At 70.1% G+C, this 17,603-nt stretch carries 16 protein-coding genes; 4 read left to right on the forward strand and 12 right to left on the reverse strand.

The genetic code is table 11. The features are described 5' to 3' along the window. Positions 1-28: 28 nt before the first annotated feature. Complete coding sequence (locus AB6V31_RS15760; RefSeq protein WP_369366779.1) at positions 29-1,612, reverse strand: Rieske 2Fe-2S domain-containing protein; 1,584 nt, start codon at positions 1,610-1,612, stop codon at positions 29-31. Between the two features lie 154 nt (positions 1,613-1,766). Between AB6V31_RS15760 and AB6V31_RS15765 the strand changes: the two genes are divergently transcribed. Beyond that, on the forward strand, positions 1,767-2,162 hold the full coding sequence (locus AB6V31_RS15765) for a tautomerase family protein (RefSeq protein ID WP_369366780.1): 396 nt from the start codon (positions 1,767-1,769) through the stop codon (positions 2,160-2,162). Positions 2,163-2,244: 82 nt separating this feature from the next. Here AB6V31_RS15765 and AB6V31_RS15770 read toward each other — a convergent pair whose 3' ends face one another. From AB6V31_RS15770 to AB6V31_RS15790, 5 genes are all read right to left on the reverse strand, one after another. Further along, positions 2,245-5,190, reverse strand: coding sequence for a DEAD/DEAH box helicase (locus AB6V31_RS15770; RefSeq protein WP_369366782.1), 2,946 nt, complete (start codon positions 5,188-5,190; stop codon positions 2,245-2,247). Between the two features lie 279 nt (positions 5,191-5,469). After that, positions 5,470-5,880 (reverse strand): transcription antitermination factor NusB, encoded by a 411-nt coding sequence (gene nusB, locus AB6V31_RS15775; protein WP_056231746.1) that lies wholly within the window; start codon positions 5,878-5,880, stop codon positions 5,470-5,472. Between the two features lie 2 nt (positions 5,881-5,882). Next, a complete protein-coding gene (gene efp, locus AB6V31_RS15780; RefSeq protein WP_056231743.1) occupies positions 5,883-6,443 on the reverse strand; it encodes an elongation factor P in 561 nt (186 codons plus the stop codon). Between the two features lie 72 nt (positions 6,444-6,515). Beyond that, positions 6,516-6,974, reverse strand: a complete 459-nt coding sequence (locus AB6V31_RS15785; RefSeq protein WP_369366784.1) for a type II 3-dehydroquinate dehydratase — start codon at positions 6,972-6,974, stop codon at positions 6,516-6,518. A 13-nt stretch (positions 6,975-6,987) separates the two neighbouring features. Continuing rightward, positions 6,988-8,799: a sugar phosphate isomerase/epimerase and 4-hydroxyphenylpyruvate domain-containing protein gene (locus AB6V31_RS15790; RefSeq protein WP_056231737.1), complete on the reverse strand. Its 1,812-nt coding sequence runs from the start codon at positions 8,797-8,799 to the stop codon at positions 6,988-6,990. Between the two features lie 63 nt (positions 8,800-8,862). On the opposite strand from AB6V31_RS15790, the gene AB6V31_RS15795 reads away from it, so the two are divergent. From AB6V31_RS15795 to AB6V31_RS15805, 3 genes are all read left to right on the forward strand, one after another. Next, entirely contained in the window at positions 8,863-9,495 is a 633-nt protein-coding gene (locus tag AB6V31_RS15795) for a TetR/AcrR family transcriptional regulator (protein WP_056231733.1), read from the forward strand. Between the two features lie 215 nt (positions 9,496-9,710). Then, positions 9,711-10,616 carry a shikimate dehydrogenase gene (locus AB6V31_RS15800; RefSeq protein ID WP_369366785.1) on the forward strand — a complete coding sequence of 302 codons (906 nt, stop codon included), beginning with the start codon at positions 9,711-9,713 and terminating at the stop codon, positions 10,614-10,616. Between the two features lie 13 nt (positions 10,617-10,629). After that, positions 10,630-11,949 (forward strand): MFS transporter, encoded by a 1,320-nt coding sequence (locus AB6V31_RS15805; protein WP_369366786.1) that lies wholly within the window; start codon positions 10,630-10,632, stop codon positions 11,947-11,949. 158 nt (positions 11,950-12,107) lie between these two features. Here AB6V31_RS15805 and AB6V31_RS15810 read toward each other — a convergent pair whose 3' ends face one another. The 6 genes from AB6V31_RS15810 to mltG form a co-directional block, all read right to left on the reverse strand. Continuing rightward, positions 12,108-12,599: a GNAT family N-acetyltransferase gene (locus AB6V31_RS15810; RefSeq protein ID WP_369366787.1), complete on the reverse strand. Its 492-nt coding sequence runs from the start codon at positions 12,597-12,599 to the stop codon at positions 12,108-12,110. Between the two features lie 151 nt (positions 12,600-12,750). After that, positions 12,751-13,827: a 3-dehydroquinate synthase gene (aroB, locus tag AB6V31_RS15815; protein ID WP_369366788.1), complete on the reverse strand. Its 1,077-nt coding sequence runs from the start codon at positions 13,825-13,827 to the stop codon at positions 12,751-12,753. Beyond that, positions 13,824-14,378 (reverse strand): shikimate kinase, encoded by a 555-nt coding sequence (locus tag AB6V31_RS15820; protein ID WP_369366789.1) that lies wholly within the window; start codon positions 14,376-14,378, stop codon positions 13,824-13,826. Before AB6V31_RS15820 ends, aroB begins: the two co-directional genes overlap by 4 nt. After that, entirely contained in the window at positions 14,365-15,591 is a 1,227-nt protein-coding gene (gene aroC / locus AB6V31_RS15825) for a chorismate synthase (protein WP_056231703.1), read from the reverse strand. Before aroC ends, AB6V31_RS15820 begins: the two co-directional genes overlap by 14 nt. 4 nt (positions 15,592-15,595) lie before the next feature. Beyond that, positions 15,596-16,432, reverse strand: a complete 837-nt coding sequence (locus AB6V31_RS15830) for a shikimate dehydrogenase (RefSeq protein WP_369366791.1) — start codon at positions 16,430-16,432, stop codon at positions 15,596-15,598. Further along, positions 16,426-17,603, reverse strand: a 1,178-nt coding sequence (gene mltG, locus AB6V31_RS15835; protein WP_369366793.1) for an endolytic transglycosylase MltG, incomplete at its 5' end; no start/stop codon positions are given. The genes mltG and AB6V31_RS15830, both read right to left, overlap by 7 nt.

The raw sequence follows: 17,603 nt of genomic DNA on the forward strand, positions 1-17,603 counted from the left end.
GAGGTCGCGAGAACTCACGTCCGTGGTGTCAGCCCGCAGCGACCTCGGCGGCGGCGCGCTCTCCGCTCGGGGTGGTGCGCACGCGGGACGAGCGGATCGGGTGACCGGTGGTCGTCAGGCACCGGCCCGAGGCGAGGTCCCACTTCCAGTCGTGCAGCGAACAGGTCAGCACGCCGTCCTCGATCTTTCCGGTCTTCGTCAGGTCGGCACGGAGGTGCGGGCACCGACGCTGAACGGTCCAGCCGTCGATCTCGGCATCCTCGGTCTGGTCAGACTGCTCGGCGTACCAGTTCTCGACGTACTCGATGCGGTCGCGCGACAGGCACTTCAGGAACGTCGTCAGGAACTCGTTGAACTTGCCCGAACGACCCACCTCGAACTGCATCGACAGGAAGATCGAGTTCGACCAGTCGATCTCGTGATCGCGGATGTTCGTCGACACGAGATCGGCGGGGATCGTGTACCAGTAGATGCACTCCTCGCCGGCGTACTCGCGCAGCTTCGCCTTCGGAAAATCCACGACCATGTCGAGCTCTCCGATGCGGAACCGCACCATGCCGCCCACGCCGTTGCGGATCGTGCGGGCGCGACGCAGCAGCGGCTCCCACCACTCCTTCAGAGCAGCGAGCATCTCGGCCGGCGGGATGACTTCGGCACGCGTCGCCTCTTCGGCCTGGACCTCGGCCTGGCGGCTGTCGCGCTGCTCGGCCAGGTAGTTCCACTTGTCGCCGAAGACGCGTTCGATCTCGGCATCCGTGTACACGGTCTGGGTGACCGTGACATCCGACCCCTGCACCTCGACCTCGGTGCCCGGAAGGAACAGGTACCCCTTCTGGTCGGGACGCTGCTCCTTCATGTGGGCGAGGAACTCGCGCTGGTCGGTGAAGATCGAGTCGTCGTCCATGCCGGTGCCGTTGTAACGGAACAGCTCCTCGCGCAGGAACATCGGCGGACCCGCCATCGGGAACACGTGCTCGGCGTCGACCTTGTCGATGTAGTACATCGCGCGCTTGTTCTGCGCGTCGCGCTTGAGCTTGGCGAAGTTCTGCTTCGCGTCCTGCGGCAGGTCGTAGACCATCGGCCACCAGATCGCACCCGACACCTGGGTGAAGTACGCGTCGGGCTTGCCGAAGTCGAACAGCTTCTCGAGATCGAGCGGGTGCGAGTCGTTCTGGTTCAGGATCGAGGCGGTCCCGTCGTCGAGCGAGAGCGACGAGTCGCCGATCGGTCCGTCGGAGGGCGCGCGCAGCGGCGTCACCATGAGCTTCAGCTCGCCGAACTGCAGGGGAACGCCCGCTTCGGTGCGAACGAGATTGGTGTAGCCGAGCGCGATGAGGTCCTGCTCGAGGTCATCGGTGGGGTACTCGGGGAGCAGCACCTTGATGTCCTTCGACACGTACCGCTCGAGCATCGCCGGATCGAAGTGATCGCGGTGGCGGTGCGAGATGTACAGGAAGTCCGCCGCGCCGAAGCGCTCCCAGTCCAGGGCGCGGTTGTCGGGGAACGGGAACCACGAGCCGAAGAAGCTCGGACCGATGACGGGGTCGCAGATGATGCTGCCGCCGCGCGTCTCGATGAACATTCCCGCGTGGCCGAGGCCGGTGATCTTCATGTCGCTCCTGTGTCGTTGGCGAACCACACGAGTCTACGCGGGGGCGACTGCGAGAGCCCGGGGAGTGCAGGGGTGTCGAGATGTCGTCGTCAAGCCGCCCGCCTCCATACCGTCGCGGAGTACCGTGCCCGACGAACCGACGAAAGGATTCACGATGCCCCTGGTCATGATCGACACCATCCGCGGACAGTACGACGAGACGCAACTCCGCACCCTCATGGATGTCGTGCAGGATGCCGTCGTCGAAGCGTTCGACGTCCCGGACGCGGACCGCTACCAGATCCTCACCCAGCACGAACCGTTCGAGCTCGTCGCCCTCGATACCGGCCTCGGGATCACGCGGAGCGAGCGCCTGGTCATCGTGCGACTCGCGTCGAAAGCGCGCACCGAGGACGCGAAGGTCACCCTGTACCGCGCTCTCGCTCGCCACCTGAAGGACCGCCTCGACATCGGCGGGGAGGACCTCGTCGTGAGCATCACCGAGAACGGCGACGCCGACTGGTCGTTCGGTCACGGCACCGCGCAGTTCCTGACGGGCGAGCTCGGCTGAGATCCCGGATGCCGCTTCCCGCGCATCCCGCGACACCTCGCCCGACCGCGGAGCGCGCCATGATCGGACGCCGGCACCCCGGTCACGGCCCGAGCAAGCCCCGGATGTCGTCCGCGTCGAGGGCTGCGGCGAACGCGTCCTCATCATCGATCACCGCGTCGAACAGAGCCGCCTTGCGGTGCTGCAGCGCTCGCACCTTCTCTTCGACCGTTCCCGCGGCGATGAGGCGGTACACGAACACGCTCTTGGTCTGACCGATGCGGTGCACGCGATCGATCGCCTGATTCTCGGCGGCGGGATTCCACCACGGATCGAGCAGGAACACGTACTCGGCCTCGGTGAGGGTCAGACCGAAACCGCCGGCTTTGAGGCTGATGAGGAACACGGGAGCATCCCCCTTGCGGAACCCGTCGATCACCTCGCCTCGGCGAGCCGTTGACCCGTCGAGGTGCGCATACGCGAGACCCGCGGCATCCAGTCGCTCCGCAGCCAGATCGAGGAACGACGTGAACTGACTGAACACCAGCGCACGGTGCCCCTCGGCCGCCACCTCCACGAGACGGTCGAGCAGCACGTCGAGCTTCGCCGAGCCCAGATGCGCGTCGCGGTCGTCGACGAGACCCGGGGCCAGGGCCAGCATGCGCAGCAGGGTCAGCGAGCGGAAGACGATGAAGCGCTGCCGATCGAGATCGTCGAGCAACCCGAGCACCTTCTGCCGCTCACGCTGCAGCACACGGTCGTACAGCTCCTGGTGCGCGGGACCGAGGGGAACCGCGATCTCCTGCTCCTGCTTGGGAGGCAGATCGGATGCCACGACGTCCTTCGTGCGACGCAGCAGGAACGGCCGCACCCGACGGCGCAGACGATCGAGCGTCTTCTCGCGGTGCGCGCTCGCCGCGGCCGCCGACAGCGCGGTGGGGGCATCGGACGGCAGTTGCTCGATCGCCCGGGTGTAGTCCTCGCGGAACTGCCGGATCGAGGGGAACAGCCCCGGAGCGGTGAGTGAGAGCAGCGCCCACAGGTCGTCGAGACCGTTCTCGATCGGCGTCCCGGTCGCCGCGAACACCGCGTCGGTCTGCAACGCCGCGATCGCGCGATGGATACGCGTCGCGGGGTTCTTCACGAACTGCGCCTCATCGAGCACGACGCCCGCCCAGTGCGGTTCGGCGAACTCCGCGGCATCCGCCCGCACGACCCCGTAGGGGGCCACCACGATGTCGACGCCCCCCGCGATGTCGGTGATCGCGGACTGTCGGCGAACGGCCGTCGCCTCGACCATCGCGACCCGCAGGTCGGGTGCGAAGCGCGCCACCTCGTCTCGCCACGTCGGCAGGACCGAGGTGGGCGCGACGACGAGCCAGGGGCGCCGCTCCCCCGCGGCCTTCGCATGGGCGATCAGGGCCAGAAATTGCAGGGTCTTGCCGAGACCCATGTCGTCGGCGAGGATCCCGCCGAGCCGGTGCCGGTGCAGCAGCGCGAGCCACGACAGACCCTCGCGCTGGTACGGGCGCAACTCGGCGCGGAACCCGGATGGGGTCGGCACCTCGGGCACCTCGGCGACTGCCCGCAACGCGCGCGCCAGGCCGCGCCACTCGACGGCTGCCTCGGACTGGTCGGCGAGGTCTTCGAACTCCGCCCACAGGGCGAGGTGCGTGCGCGGAAGCCGCGGACCGGTTTCCCACTCGTCGAGCGCCGCCGCCTCTTCAAGCAGGTCGCGAAGCCGCTGCAGGGCCGGATGCGCGAGCGAGAACCATGCGCCGTCCGAGAGCTTGATGCGCGTGCGCCCGCGCGAGAGCGCCGAGAACAACGTGCCGAACGGAATCGTGCGCCCCTCGATCGTCACGACGATGCCGAGGTCGAACCAGTCGCGATCGAGCGACTCGACCGCCGTGATCCGCAGCGACGGGTCACCCCTCAGCTCGCGGAACGTCGGCGCCGTGCCGGTCGTGCGCACCCGCACCTCGTCGAGCACGTCGATCGCGGGGAGCACCCGGGTCGCGAACACGGCGGCATCCGCGTCGTGCAGGTTCGCGCGGGGCGCCACGGGGAGGTCGGATGCCGCCATCCACGCCGTCTCGAACCGCTCGCCGATCTGAGCCTCGGCGCGGAGGTCGCGCTCGGCGTCGTCGGTCGCGTCGTACGCGACGCGACGAGCACCCGGGTACACCCACTCGAGTCGATAGGCGACGTCGTCATCGGCGTAGGCCACCGCGACCTCGAGCGCCGGGCGATCGGGCGGCGGGGCCGGGACCCCTGCTCCGACCGACAGCGGCGCGCGCCGTGCGAGTCGCGGGTACACCTCGGCGACGAACTCGTCGGCCTCCGTGCGCGGCACATCGACGCCCGCGGTGCCGAGGAGCGTCGGGAGGGGTGCGGGCAACGCCACGGGCGCGAGAACGATCGGCACGGGGTCGCGGTCGAGTTCGAACACGAACAGTCCCGACTCGCCGATCGCGCGCGCTCGCGTCGCGTCGACGGTGTCGCCTTCGAGCGTGAGGTCGGCCGAGATGCGCAACGCTCCCCCACCCACGGCGTCGAGCGCGACCCGTGCGGTCGCTTCGCCCGCGAGACGCACGCTCTGCTGGGGGTTCATCGACACGATCGGGATGCCGAGCTCCGCCGCCGCGTCCAGGTGCGGCCACAGCAGGGGCGAGGTCACGGCGTCGAGGGCCACCGTGTCGCCGGCCGGGGCGAAGGGTCCCGTGGTCCGGAACGCTTGGGCGAGGGCGAACAGTTCGGCGAACCACTGCATGTGCGCCGGGTCGAACCGCCCCGCCGATCGTCGTACGGTCTCCCACGTGGCATCCGCCCGGATCCAGGCGTCGCGCGCCCCGCGAACGAGCGGACGGGCAGCGAGCTGCAGGTCGTCCTGCCGCTGTGCGAGCAGACGCGGCGTCACGGGAACGACCGCGCGGGCTTCCCACCGTGCGGGGTCGTACGCCTCGCGCTGGCGCAGCTCGATGCCCAGCGCGAGCGCCGCGTGCGGCTCGGCGCCGCTCGCGGGGATCAGCTCACGCCACGACGTCACGCCGCGATCCTTCCGCGGACCTCCGACATCGACGCCCGTCCGCGCGGCGCGCAGCGGCCCCCGCCACACGCAGAAACGGTCTGACGCGCGTGAACGCGAGTTTTTCGCTGTCTTCGGCGCCGACAGCGTCCACAGTCGAAGAATCGCGACGGAGCCGAACTCTGCGACCCACCGCCAGTCCGCCGATCCGCACGTGCGCGGCATCCGCCCCGCTCGGGAAACGACGCGACGCGACCGCCGACCGAGGGTCGGGGCCGCGTCGAGACACGTCGATAGGGCTCAGGACGAGCGCGCGATCCGCGCCAGCACGCCGTGCACGAACGAGCCGGAGTCGTCGGTCGAGAACTCCTTCGCGAGCTCCACCGCTTCGTCGATCGCGACGGCGGTGGGGACCTCGTCGTTGTAGAGGATCTCCCACGTGCCCATGCGCAGCAGCGCACGGTCGACGGCGGGCATGCGCTGCAGCGACCAGTCTTTCGCGAACGTGGTGATCTGCTCGTCGATCGCGTCGCGGTTGTCGATCACTCCGTCGACGATGTCGCGGGCGTAGAGCCACGAGGCCTCGCGGGCGGGCTCGGAGGCGGCGCGCTTCGCTTCGGTGGCGAGCATGATCGCGAGCTCTTCGCCGCGGACGTCTGCCTGGAAGAGGATGTCGAGGGCGCGCTTGCGCGCTTTGGTACGGGCGCTCAAGGTCAGCTGATGCGGCCGAGGTACTCGCCGGTGCGAGTGTCGACCTTGATCTTCGTGCCGGTCTCGAGGAACAGGGGAACCTGCATCTCGTAGCCGGTCTCGACGGTGGCGGGCTTGGTGCCGGCCGACGAACGGTCGCCCTGCAGGCCGGGCTCGGTGTACGTCACCTCGAGGATGACGGACGGCGGCATCTCGACGTAGAGGGGGTTGCCGTTGTTGAGGGCGATCTGCACCTGCTGGTTCTCGAGCAGGAAGTTCGCGGCGTCGCCGACGGTGGCCGCGCCGACCGTGATCTGGTCGTAGTCGGCGACGTCCATGAACACGAAGCCGTCGCCGTCGTTGTACAGGTAGGTGAAGTCGCGGCGATCGACGTTCTCGGTCTCGATCTTGGCGCCGGCGTTGAAGGTCTTGTCGACGACCTTGCCGCTCATGACGTTCTTCAGCTTCGTGCGGACGAACGCGCCGCCCTTTCCGGGCTTGACGTGCTGGAACTCCACGACGCTCCAGAGCTGACCGTCGATGTTCAGGACGACGCCGTTCTTGATGTCTGCGGTGGATGCCATGAGTGCCGATATTCCGTTTCGTGAGTCGAAGTGGGCGAGAGCCCGACGTCAGAGTCTACGCGATCCCCGCCGTCAGCCGTCTGCGAGACCCGAGATCACCTCGACGAGGAGGTCGACGGCGCGCGCGTAGCCGGGCACTCCCTCGCCGATGACGTGCACCGCGGCGACGTCGTGGATGTACGAGAAGTGTCGGAAGCTCTCGCGCTCGAGGATGTTCGAGATGTGCACTTCGGCAACGGGAAGGTCGACGGATGCCAGGGCGTCGCGCAACGAGACGGAGGTGTGCGTCAGCCCTCCGGCGTTGATGACGATCCCGGCGCAGTCGAGCCGCGCGGCGTGGATCTCGTCGATGAGCACGCCCTCGTGGTTGCTCTGGACGGCGCGCACCTCGAGGCCGTGACGAGCCGCTGCCTCGCTCGTCACGCGCTCGACGTCGGCGAGGGTGTCGCGACCGTAGATCTCGGGCTGCCGGGTGCCGAGCAGGTTGAGGTTCGGACCGTTGACGAGCAGCAGGCGGCGGGGCGTGGTCATGCTCGGCACGCTATCAGCGCCGACCCTGCGCGCTCAGGCGGACCGGGGCGGTCCCCGCGCCGTATCCGGCGTAGTCGTCCACGCGCTGGACGAACTCGAGGAACACTTCGCCGATCGTGCGCGTGTAGAAGTGCAGGTATTCGCCCGCGGCGTCGCGGTCGTAGCCGAGATGCAGCTCGCGCAGCTCGTCGACCGCGGCATCCGTCATCTCGAACCGTGCGGCGAGGTCGTCGTAGTAGTTGCGGGGCATCGCGAGGGGGACGAAACCCCGCGCCCGTGCGGCGCGCGCCAGGGCGCGCACGTCGGTGCAGGCGAACGCGACGTGCTGCGGCAGGGCGGCGCCGGCGCGCTCGCCCGCGAGGATCGGCGGTGCGACGTTGAGGGGCAGTCGCACTCCGCCGCCGGGGGCGCCGAGCACGCGGCTGGCGACGAGGCCCTGCGGCCCGGGCACCTCGGTGCTGCTGTCGACGCGCAGGGCGAACCCGGCGGTGTAGAAGAGGGTGGCTTCTTCGATCGCCTGCCAGGGCTGCGAGAGGCTCACGTGGTCGACGCCGATCACCTCGCTCGGGCGTTCGGGTTCGCCGTGCTCGAACTCCGCGACCCACGCCGGTTCGCCCTCGTCGGCGGCCTGGGCCCAGTACACCTCGGTGCCGTCGGGAGCGACGGCGCCGTCGAGTCGCTCCTCGCTCGCGTAAGTGCGGCGCCAGGCGCGCGGCACGCGGAGCTCGTCCATGCGTAGGTCGACCGCTTCGGCGTCGTCGACCTCGAGACCGATCGCCGCGAGTCGCGGCTCCCATCCCCGCGCGTGCTGTTCGTTCAGCACGACGCGCGCGTTCCCGGCGGTCCAGAGGATCACGGGCTTCGTACGGTGGCGCCCGCGAGAGGTGAAGCCGAGCTGCCCTAGGAGTTCCTCGACCGCGGAGGTGTCCTCCGCCTTGATCTCGACGAAGTCCACCCCCGAGGGGGCCGCGGAGTCGGGAAGCATGCGCAGCGCGGCCGGCGCCGTCGGTCGGGCGCGCGCCACCGCGTCTTCGAGCCAGCGCAGCGACCGCCGCGCGTGGCGGGCCGTGCGCAGCGCGTCGGTCTGTCGGAAGGTGTCGTTGAACACCTCGAGCGACCACGGGCCCGAGTACCCGGCATCCACGATCCTCGCCGTGAAGTCCACGAGGTCGAAGTCTCCTTCGCCGGGGAAGAGGCGGTGGTGGCGACTCCACGAGAGCACGTCCATGCTCAGGCGCGGGGCGTCGGCGAGTTGGACGAAGAAGATCTTCTCGGCGGGGATCCGGGAGATGTCGGCCGGGTCGTGCCCGCGAGAGAGGATGTGGAACGAATCGAGGCAGACCCCCACCGCGGGGTGAGCGGCGAGCTCGACGATGTGCCAGGCGCGGCGGTAGTCGTCGACGAAACGGCCCCACGCGAGGGCTTCGAAGGCGATCCGGATGCCGTGCCTCTGTGCGAGGTCTCCGAGCCGGCGCAACTGCCCGGCCGACACCTCGTCGTCGTCGATCGTCGCGGTCGCGACGTTGCTGCAGCACAGCACGAGGTCGATGCCGAGGCGGTTCATGAGACGGAACTTGGCCTCGGCGCGGCGGAGAACGGCGGAGAACGCGACCTCGTCGACGCCCTCCACGTCGCGCATCGGTTGGTAGAGGTCGAGGGTGAGGTGCAAGCGGGCCGCGAGCGCGGCGATCTCCTCGGGGCTCTCGGGGGCCGCCAGCAGGTCGGGTTCGAAGATCTCGACGCCGTCGAAACCGGCGTCGGCGCACGCGTGGAGTTTGTCGGCCAGGGTGCCGCTGATGCAGACGGTCGCCATCGAGGTCCTCATGGCGGCCGAATGTACCAGTTAGTACAAACGGGGTCCACTCCCCCCGTCCAGTAGGTTGAAGCCATGGCCGAGGCACGTCGAGACGCCGAACGCACGCGTTCCGAACTGCTCGCGGTGGCGACGGAGGTGTTCGCCGAAGACGGCTTCTCGGGCGCCCGCGTCGACGAGATCGCCGCCCGCACGCGCACCACGAAGCGGATGATCTACTACTACTTCGGTAGCAAAGAGGGGCTCTACCGGGCCGTCCTCGAAGAGGCGTACCGCGGGATCCGCGAGGCCGAGCGCTCGATCGACGTCGATCACGCCGACCCGGTCGACGCGATCCGCGCCCTCGCGGAGCTGACCTACGACCACCACGTCGGGCACGACGCTTTCATTCGTCTCGTGGCGATCGAGAACATCCACCGCGGCACCTTCATCCGCCAGATCGAGGGGCTGCGCACCCTGTCGCAACCGGCCAAGGGTCTGCTCGACGAGATCCTCGAGCGCGGCCGCGCCGACGGCATCTTCCGCGCCGACGTCGACGCGATCGACGTGCACCTCGTGATCAGCTCCTACTGCGTGTTCCAGGTCGCGAACCGGTACACCTTCGGGCACCTGTTCGACGTCGACCTCTCCTCCCCCGACCGCCGCCCGCACCTGCGCGCGGTGATCGGCGACGTGGTCGTCGGCTGGCTCACGGCTCCCGCGCGCTGATCGCACGGAGGGGGCATGTCGGTCCCCGGACCCTTCGGCACGCTCAGGGATCTCGCGACACGGGTGGCTGGGCCCGTCGAAGCCACCGGATACCCGCGCGGCGCCCCGGGTCCACGGCATGCGGAATCTTGTCGTTGACACCACGGCGCGACCGTGGTTTCCTCTGAACGTACCGGTTAGTACATAAGCCGGTGACGCGGAGACGAAGGAGTACCGTGATCGACTCGCACCCCTATCTCGTGGGCCTCATCGGCACGGGCGTGCTCCCGTCGCTGACGCCGCCCATGCACATGGCCGAGGCCCGTGCGCTCGGGCTCACCTACGTCTACCGCCCGCTCGATCTGACCGCTCTCGGCATCGACCCCGACCGCATCGGCGACGTGCTCGCCTGGGCCGAACGTCTCGGCTACGACGCCGTCAACGTCACCCACCCCTGCAAGCAGAGCGTGCTCGCCCACCTCGACCGCATCGATCCGGTCGCCGCGGCCCTCGGCGCGGTCAACACCGTGCTCTTCACCCCCACCGGGCGCGTCGGACACAACACCGACACGACCGGTTTCGCCGCCGCGTTCACCGACGGGCTCCCGGATGCCGAGACCCGGCACGTCGTCCAGCTCGGCGCCGGCGGGGCGGGGTCGGCCGTCGCCGACGCGCTGCTGCGCCTGGGCACCGCCCGGCTGAGCATCGTCGATCTCGACCCGTCGCGAGCGCGGGGCCTCGCGGACGACCTCGCCGCACGGCATCCGCTCGCCGTCGTCGACACCGCCTCCCCCACCGACCTGCCCGCCGTGCTCGCCGACGCCGACGGCCTCGTGCACTGCACCCCCGTCGGCATGGCCCAGCACCCGGGACTCCCCCTCGACGCCGACCTGCTGCGGCCCGAGCTGTGGGTCGCCGACATCGTCTACCGGCCCCTCGACACCGAACTCCTCGTCACCGCGCGCGAGCGCGGATGCCGCACCCTCAGCGGCGGACGCATGGCGGTCCACCAGGCGGTCGACGCCTTCGCCCTCATCACCGGGACGCGACCCGATCCCGACCGCATGACCGCCCATTTCCTCGACCTCGTCACCCCCGGCCCGACCGCCGACCTCCCCGTCGGCCCGGCCCTCTCCCGCTAAGGAGCACTCGTCCATGACCACCACCGCAACGACGCGGAAGACTCCCGTGAAGGCGGCCACCGCCAGCTTCATGGGAAGCGCCGTGGAGTACTACGACTTCTTCCTGTTCGGCTCGGCCGCCGCCCTCATCTTCCCGACCGTGTTCTTCCCGTCGGGTGACCAGGCGGCCCTCGTGATGTCGTTCGCGACCTTCGGGTTCGCGTACATCGCGCGTCCCTTCGGCGCGGTCATCCTGGGCCACTTCGGTGACCGCATCGGTCGACAGAAGGTGCTGATGTTCACCCTGCTGCTGATGGGGCTCTCGACCTTCGTCATCGGTTGCCTCCCCGGTTTCGCGCAGATCGGCTGGTTCGCTCCGGCCCTGCTCGTGCTGTGCCGCCTCGCGCAGGGGCTCTCGGCCGCCGGCGAGCAGGCGGGCGCGTCGTCGCTCACCCTCGAGCACGCCCCCGACTCCCGCCGCTCGTTCTTCACGTCGTGGACGCTCACCGGCACCCAGGGCGGGCAGATCCTCGCGGCCCTCATCTTCATCCCGGTCGTCGCCCTCCCCGATGAGATCAAGTTCTCGTGGGGCTGGCGCGTGCCGTTCTGGCTGAGCGCGGTCGTCGTGGTCCTGGCGTTCTTCATCCGCCGGAGCCTGCACGAGACGCCCGAGTTCGAGCAGGCCAAAGCCGACGGCCAGATCGCCCGCATGCCGCTCGTGCCGCTTCTGAAGAACCACTGGCGCGACGTGCTGCGCGTGATCTGCTGCGCGTTCATCGCCGCCGTGTCGACCGTGTTCGGGACGCTCGCCATCGCGTACGGCAAGGAGCAGGGACTCGATGCCAGCGTCACCCTGTGGCTCGTCGTCGTGGCCAACGTCGTCGCCCTGCTCACCCAGCCCCTGTTCGGCAAGCTCGCCGACCGGATCGGCCGCAAGCCCGTCTTCATCTACGGGGCGTTGTCGTCGGCGGTGTTCATGCCGTTCTACATGCTGTCGATGGGGGCGGGGAACACGCTCGTCACCTTCGGTCTCGCGATCCTCACCTTCTCGTGCGGGTACGCCGCGGCCAACGCCGTGTGGCCGTCCTTCTACGGCGAGATGTTCAGCGTTCGCGTGCGTTTCTCGGGCATGGCGATCGGCACGCAGCTCGGGTTCCTTATGGCCGGGTTCGCGCCGAGCATCGTCGCAGCGCTCGGCGGAGGGTCCGCCGGCGGCTGGGTCGTGATCAGCGTCTTCACCGCGGTCATCGCCGTGATCGCCTCGGTGAGCGCGCTGACCGCTCGCGAGACGAAGGACGTGCCCACCGACCAGCTGGGTCTCGCGGCCGAGCGTCGCGTCCCGGCCACGGTCTGACCTGTCACGCAGAGGCCCCGTCTCCTTCGGGAGGCGGGGCTTCCGCGTGCGCGGGGCGTTCGCGGTGGCGGGGGTTCGCGTGCGCAGGGCTTTCGTGTCCGCGGGGTTGCGGCCTCGCACTAGAGAGGACGAGGGGCGGATGCCGTCGGCTGTACGCGTCAGAGCGTGCGCAGAGACCTGCTCATCGCGAGCTCGGCGCCGATGGGGCCGGTGAAGGTCTCGCCCGTCGCGACGAATCCGGCGCGACGATAGACGGCCTGGGCGCGGTGGTTGTCGACGTGCACGTCGAGCGACAGCGTCTCGAAGCCCTGCTCGGCCGTCCACCGCGCGGCGGCGTCGAGCAGAGCGTCGATCGCGCCGCTGCCCCGCGCTTCGGGCGCGACGTAGACGCCCACGACGTCGGCGCGGCCCTGGGGCAGCCTCCGCCCGGTGTGGTCGATCTCGCCCGCGCGACGCACGAGCACGGTCACCGACCCGACCCACGTGTCGCCGTCTTCGGCCACGAACATCGCCGTCGAGCCGCCGGAGGCTCCGCCGGCGGCTCGTTCGTCCCAGAACGCGGGGTCGCGCTCGAGCTCCTGCTCGCGGGTGGTGAGGAAGGCGATGGATGCCACCGGGTCGCTCACCGCGCGCAGCCGCAGTTCGCACACGCGTGCGCCTTCGCCCGCGCGCACCCGGCGCACGCCGATCGTCACTCCCGCACCCCGCCCGTGGGTGCAGGGCGCGGGGCGCGTCCCGCCCGGGTCCGGTTGCGGCTGACGAACGGGGCGTTGTCGACGGGTGTCCCCCGTCGGGCGGTGCTCACGCACCGACCTCCTGGTACGCCGCGAACAGCAGCGACTCGTCGGGCGCCTGCAGCACCGTCGGGCGAGCGAGGTCGTCGAGCACGATGAACCGCAGCATGCTGCCGCGGCTCTTCTTGTCGCGCTGCATGGTCGCCTTGAGCGTCTGGAACGCGCCGGCGCGGTAGGTCGTGGGGAGCCCCAGCGACTCGAGCACCGTGCGGTGGCGCTGAGCGACGTCGTCGGACAGGCGGCCCGCGAGGCGCGACAGCTCGGCCGCGAACACCATGCCGACCGAGATCGCCGCGCCGTGGCGCCAGCGGTAGCGCTCGGCGTGCTCGATCGCGTGGCCGAGCGTGTGGCCGTAGTTCAGCACCTCGCGCAGCCCGGCCTCGCGCAGGTCCTCGCCGACGACGCGCGCCTTCATGTCGATCGCGAGCTCGACGCAGCGGCGGAAGCCCTCTCCGCGCGGATCGACGATCCCCTCGGGGTCGGCCTCGATGAGGTCGAGGATCTCGGGATGCCAGATGAAGCCCGCCTTGACCACCTCGGCGAACCCGGCGGTCGCCTCGTTCTTCGACAGCGTGTCGAGCAGGTCCAGGTCGCACACCACGGCGACCGGGGGCCAGAACGCGCCGACGAGGTTCTTGCCCTCGGCGGTGTTGATGCCGGTCTTTCCGCCCACCGCGGCATCCACCATTCCGAGCACGGTCGTCGGAACCTGCACGAGCGCGACGCCGCGCAACCAGGTCGCCGCGACGAAGCCCGCGAGGTCGGTAACCGCTCCCCCGCCGAAACCGACGACGACGTCGGTGCGGGTGAAGTCGGCCTGTCCCATGACCTGCCAGCAGAAGGCCGCGACCTCGACGCGTTTTCCGGCCTCGGCGTCGGGGATCTCGGCGAGCAGCACCTGTCGGTCGCCCATCAGCTGCGCCCGCAGCTCCTCGGCTTGCTTCGCGAGGGTCGGCGGGTGCACGACGAGCACCTTCTGCGCCCCCGCGGGGAGCGTCTCGCCGAGCGAGACGAGCAGGCCCCGACCGATCGTGATGTCGTAGCCGGGGTCGCCGGCGACGCTGATGGTGGTGGTGTCGGTCATGCCGTCTCTCCGGCCGGCACACGGCGTGCCCAGGCCACGATGTCGTCCACGACCCGCGAGAGCGGGCCGGACGAGGTGTCGAATGCGATGTCGGCCGTCTGCTCGTAGACGGGTCGTCGCTCGTCGAAGATGCGCTGCCAGCGTGCGACGGGGTCTTCTCCGCCGAGCAACGGCCGCTCGTCGCCGTGGATCCGGGATGCCACGACATGCGGCGCCACCGTCAGCAGCACGACGTGATGCGCGCGCAGGCGTTCGCGCGTCAGCGGGTCGAGCACTGCTCCCCCGCCGAGCGCCACGACACCGCCGCGGGCCAGGGCCTCGACGACCGCGTCGCGCTCCAGGGCGCGGAAGTGCGGTTCGCCGTGGGCGACGAACAGTGCCGGGATCGGACCGTGGTCGCGCACGACGAGCTTGTCGGTGTCGGTGAACGGCGTTCCGAGCGCGCGCGCCACGCGACGGCCCACGCTCGTCTTTCCCGCCCCCATCGGCCCGATGAGCACGACGGCGGGACCCGGGGACGCGGTCTCGGAAGCGGCGTCAGGCGAGGTCATGCGCGAGGAGCGCCGCGTCGGACGCGTCGGTCGTGCGCAGCGTCTCGGGCAGGTTCGCGAGGTAGGTCTCGACGTTGCGGCGGGTCTCGACGATGTTGTCGCCGCCGAACTTCTCGAGGACGGCGTCGGCGAGGGTGATCGCGACCATGGCCTCGGCGACGACGCCGGCGGCGGGGACCGCGCAGACGTCGGAGCGCTGGTGGTGCGCGGCAGCGGTGTCGCCCGTGGCGACGTCGACCGTGCGCAGGGCCTTCGGGATCGTCGCGATCGGCTTCATGCCGGCGCGCACGCGCAGCACGGTGCCGGTCGACATGCCGCCCTCGGTGCCGCCCGCGCGATCGGAGGACCGGGTGATCCCGTCGCCGGTCGCGAAGAGCTCGTCGTGCGCCTGCGATCCACGGCGGGTCGTGGTGAGGAAGCCGTCGCCGACCTCGACGCCCTTGATCGCCTGGATGCTCATGAGGGCTTGAGCGAGCTTGGCGTCCAGTCGACGATCCCACTGCACGTGGGAGCCCAGTCCGGGCGGGAGGCCGTAGGCGAGGACCTCGACGACGCCGCCGAGCGTGTCGCCGGCCTTCTTCGCGTCGTCGACCTCGGCGACCATCGCGGCGCTCGTCTCGGCGTGGAAGCAACGCAGCGGATCGGCGTCGAGACGGTCGACGTCGTCGGGCGTCGGGAACTCCGCGTCGTCGGGGACGCGCACGGGACCGATTGAGAGCGTGTGGCTGACCAGCCGGATGCCGAGTTCGTTCAGGAACGACCGCGCGACGGCGCCGAGGGCGACGCGTGCGGCGGTCTCGCGGGCCGAGGCCCGCTCGAGGATCGGTCGGGCCTCGTCGAAGCCGTACTTCTGCATGCCGACGAGGTCGGCGTGTCCGGGACGCGGGCGCGTGAGAGCGGCCCCGCGGCCGCGCGAGCGGTCGGAGAGTTCGACGGGCTCGGGGCTCATGACCTCGGTCCATTTGGGCCACTCGGTGTTGCCGATGCGCAGCGCGATGGGGCTGCCGATGGTGAAGCCGTGCACGATGCCGGTCGACAGCGACAGCTCGTCCTCTTCGAACTTCATGCGCGAGCCCCGGCCGTAGCCGAGGCGACGACGCGCGAGTTCGGCGCGGATCTGGGCCGAAGAGATGGGGACGCCTGCCGGCATCCCTTCCATGAGGGCGATCAGCTCGGGGCCGTGGGACTCGCCGGCGGTGAGAACGCGAAGCATGGTCCTAGTCTCCCATGAGCGCGGTGCGCATTGCGGCCAGCACCTCGGCCTCGCGCTCGACGGCGACCCCGGGGTCTCCCCCGACGAAGACGCGCACTTGCAGCAGGGCCTGGTGCAGAAGCATCGCGAGACCGTCGTGCGCCTCCCCTCCCGCGCGCTCCCACGCCCGCGCGAGCGGGGTCGGCCAGCCCCCGTAGACGACGTCGACGAGCGGACCCGAGACGGATGCCAGATCGTCGGCGACGCGGCCGAGGTCGGTGCCCCCGGGCAAAGCCGCGATGGTGGCGTCGACGGGTGCCAGGAGCGGTTGGTCCAGGGCGGCGACCTGGATCGCCACGCCCAGGTCGTCGCCGAGAGCGGCGATCGGCGCGGCGGCCTCGGGACGGCGGGCGCGCACCTCGACGGTCCGGGCACCGGCGCGGGCTGCCGCGACGACCGCGGAGGTCGCGGTGGCCCCCGCGCCGAGCACGCGGATGGCGTCGGGCTCCCGCACCCCGAACTCGTCGAGAGCACGCGCGAGGCCGCCCACGTCGGTGTTGAAGCCGCGGGGTCCGTCCTCGCTCAGCAGGAAGGTGTTGACGGCGCCGGTGAGGCGCGCATCGTCGTCGAGCGAGATCGCGTCGCGCGCGGCGGCGTGCTTGAGCGGCATGGTGAGCGAGAGGCCGCGCCAGTCGGGATCCAGACTCCTCCAGGCACTGTCGAAGCCCTCCTCGTCGACCTGCCTTCGCCCGTACTCCCAATCGAGCTCGAGGACGCCGTACGCGGCCGCGTGCAGCCGGGGCGACCGCGAGTGCGCGATCGGGTCGCCCCAGACGGCGAGGCGGCGTGGGGCGGTCAGCATCCGCCGTTCGGGTTCTCGCGGCACCACTGCTGGAACTGCGCGACCGCCTTCTCCTGATCGGCGTAGGTGGTCGAGAACACCGTCTCGCCCGTCGACAGGTTCACGGTCGTGAAGTAGTACCAGGGTCCGTCGACCGGATGCATCGCGGCATCGATCGCGAGGTCTCCGGCATTGGCGATCGGTCCGACCGGCAGCCCGGGGTACTTGTACGTGTTGTACGGGTTGTCGCCGTTCAGGGCGTTCGCGCTCGACGACGACGATCCGGCGTCGAGTTCGTTCGCGCCGTACTGCGCGGTGGAGTCCATCTGCAGCAGACCGTGCGTCTCGGTGTTGTCGGGCTGCAAGCGATTCTCGATCACGCGCGAGACCTTGTAGAAGTCTTCGCTGCTGCGCGCCTCGCGCTCGATGATCGAGGCGATCGTCAGGATGCGCTCCCGGTCCTCGGGTGCGACACCAGCCTTGTCGAGCGACTCGATCGTGCGCTTGACCATGCGGTCGATGACCTGCTGGGCGGTGACGCCGTCGTCGAAGTCGTAGGTGGCGGGGAAGATCCAGCCTTCGAGGGTCGGAGCCGTCACCCCGTACGTCGAGGGCGTCGCCACCGCCGCATCGAGGTCGGCGCGCGGGATGCTCGTCTGCTCGGAGATGATGTCGAGCGACTGCTTCAGGGTCAGGCCCTCGCGCAGCTGCACGGAGTTGTCGAGCCTGTTCGCCGGATCCTTCAGGGCGGCCAGCACCGCCTCCGAGGTCATCTGCTGCTGCAGTTTGTAGACGCCGGGCTGGAACGTGAAACCGACGGCGTTGTCGACCATGTACTTGTAGAGCGAGTTGGAGGTCTTCGTCACCCCCGCCTCGAAGAGCTTGGGCGAGACGGACTCCCCCGTGTCGCCCGCCACGATCGTCACGCGGGCCTCACCGGTGGCTTGGCCCGCCTCGTACTCGAGCGACTCCCCGTTGCCGAGGAACGCCTGCACGCGGTCACCGTAGGTGTTCCACAGCGCGATACCGCCGCCGGCGACACCACCGACGAGGATCAGCACGATCGCCAGGGCGATCCAGCGACCGACGGACCGGCGCCGCTTCGGGGGTTTCTGCGGCGCCCACCCGATCTGCTGCGTGATGGTCTCGCCGGTGAACAGGTCTTCGAGGGAGCCGGATGCCGCGCCCGAGC

The organism is Microbacterium sp. 16-032, assembly GCF_041079455.1.
GTDB lineage: Bacteria > Actinomycetota > Actinomycetes > Actinomycetales > Microbacteriaceae > Microbacterium > Microbacterium testaceum_A.

Coding starts and splice junctions, on each gene's coding strand:
- efp (WP_056231743.1), bottom strand. CDS start 6,443: ATGGCATCCACCGCAGACATCAAGAACGGCGTCGTCCTGAACATCGAC.
- AB6V31_RS15795 (WP_056231733.1), top strand. CDS start 8,863: ATGGCCGAGGCACGTCGAGACGCCGAACGCACGCGTTCCGAACTGCTC.
- AB6V31_RS15830 (WP_369366791.1), bottom strand. CDS start 16,432: ATGCTGACCGCCCCACGCCGCCTCGCCGTCTGGGGCGACCCGATCGCG.
- aroB (WP_369366788.1), bottom strand. CDS start 13,827: ATGACCGACACCACCACCATCAGCGTCGCCGGCGACCCCGGCTACGAC.
- aroC (WP_056231703.1), bottom strand. CDS start 15,591: ATGCTTCGCGTTCTCACCGCCGGCGAGTCCCACGGCCCCGAGCTGATC.
- AB6V31_RS15790 (WP_056231737.1), bottom strand. CDS start 8,799: ATGAGGACCTCGATGGCGACCGTCTGCATCAGCGGCACCCTGGCCGAC.
- AB6V31_RS15785 (WP_369366784.1), bottom strand. CDS start 6,974: ATGACCACGCCCCGCCGCCTGCTGCTCGTCAACGGTCCGAACCTCAAC.
- AB6V31_RS15820 (WP_369366789.1), bottom strand. CDS start 14,378: ATGACCTCGCCTGACGCCGCTTCCGAGACCGCGTCCCCGGGTCCCGCC.
- AB6V31_RS15765 (WP_369366780.1), top strand. CDS start 1,767: ATGCCCCTGGTCATGATCGACACCATCCGCGGACAGTACGACGAGACG.
- AB6V31_RS15805 (WP_369366786.1), top strand. CDS start 10,630: ATGACCACCACCGCAACGACGCGGAAGACTCCCGTGAAGGCGGCCACC.
- AB6V31_RS15760 (WP_369366779.1), bottom strand. CDS start 1,612: ATGAAGATCACCGGCCTCGGCCACGCGGGAATGTTCATCGAGACGCGC.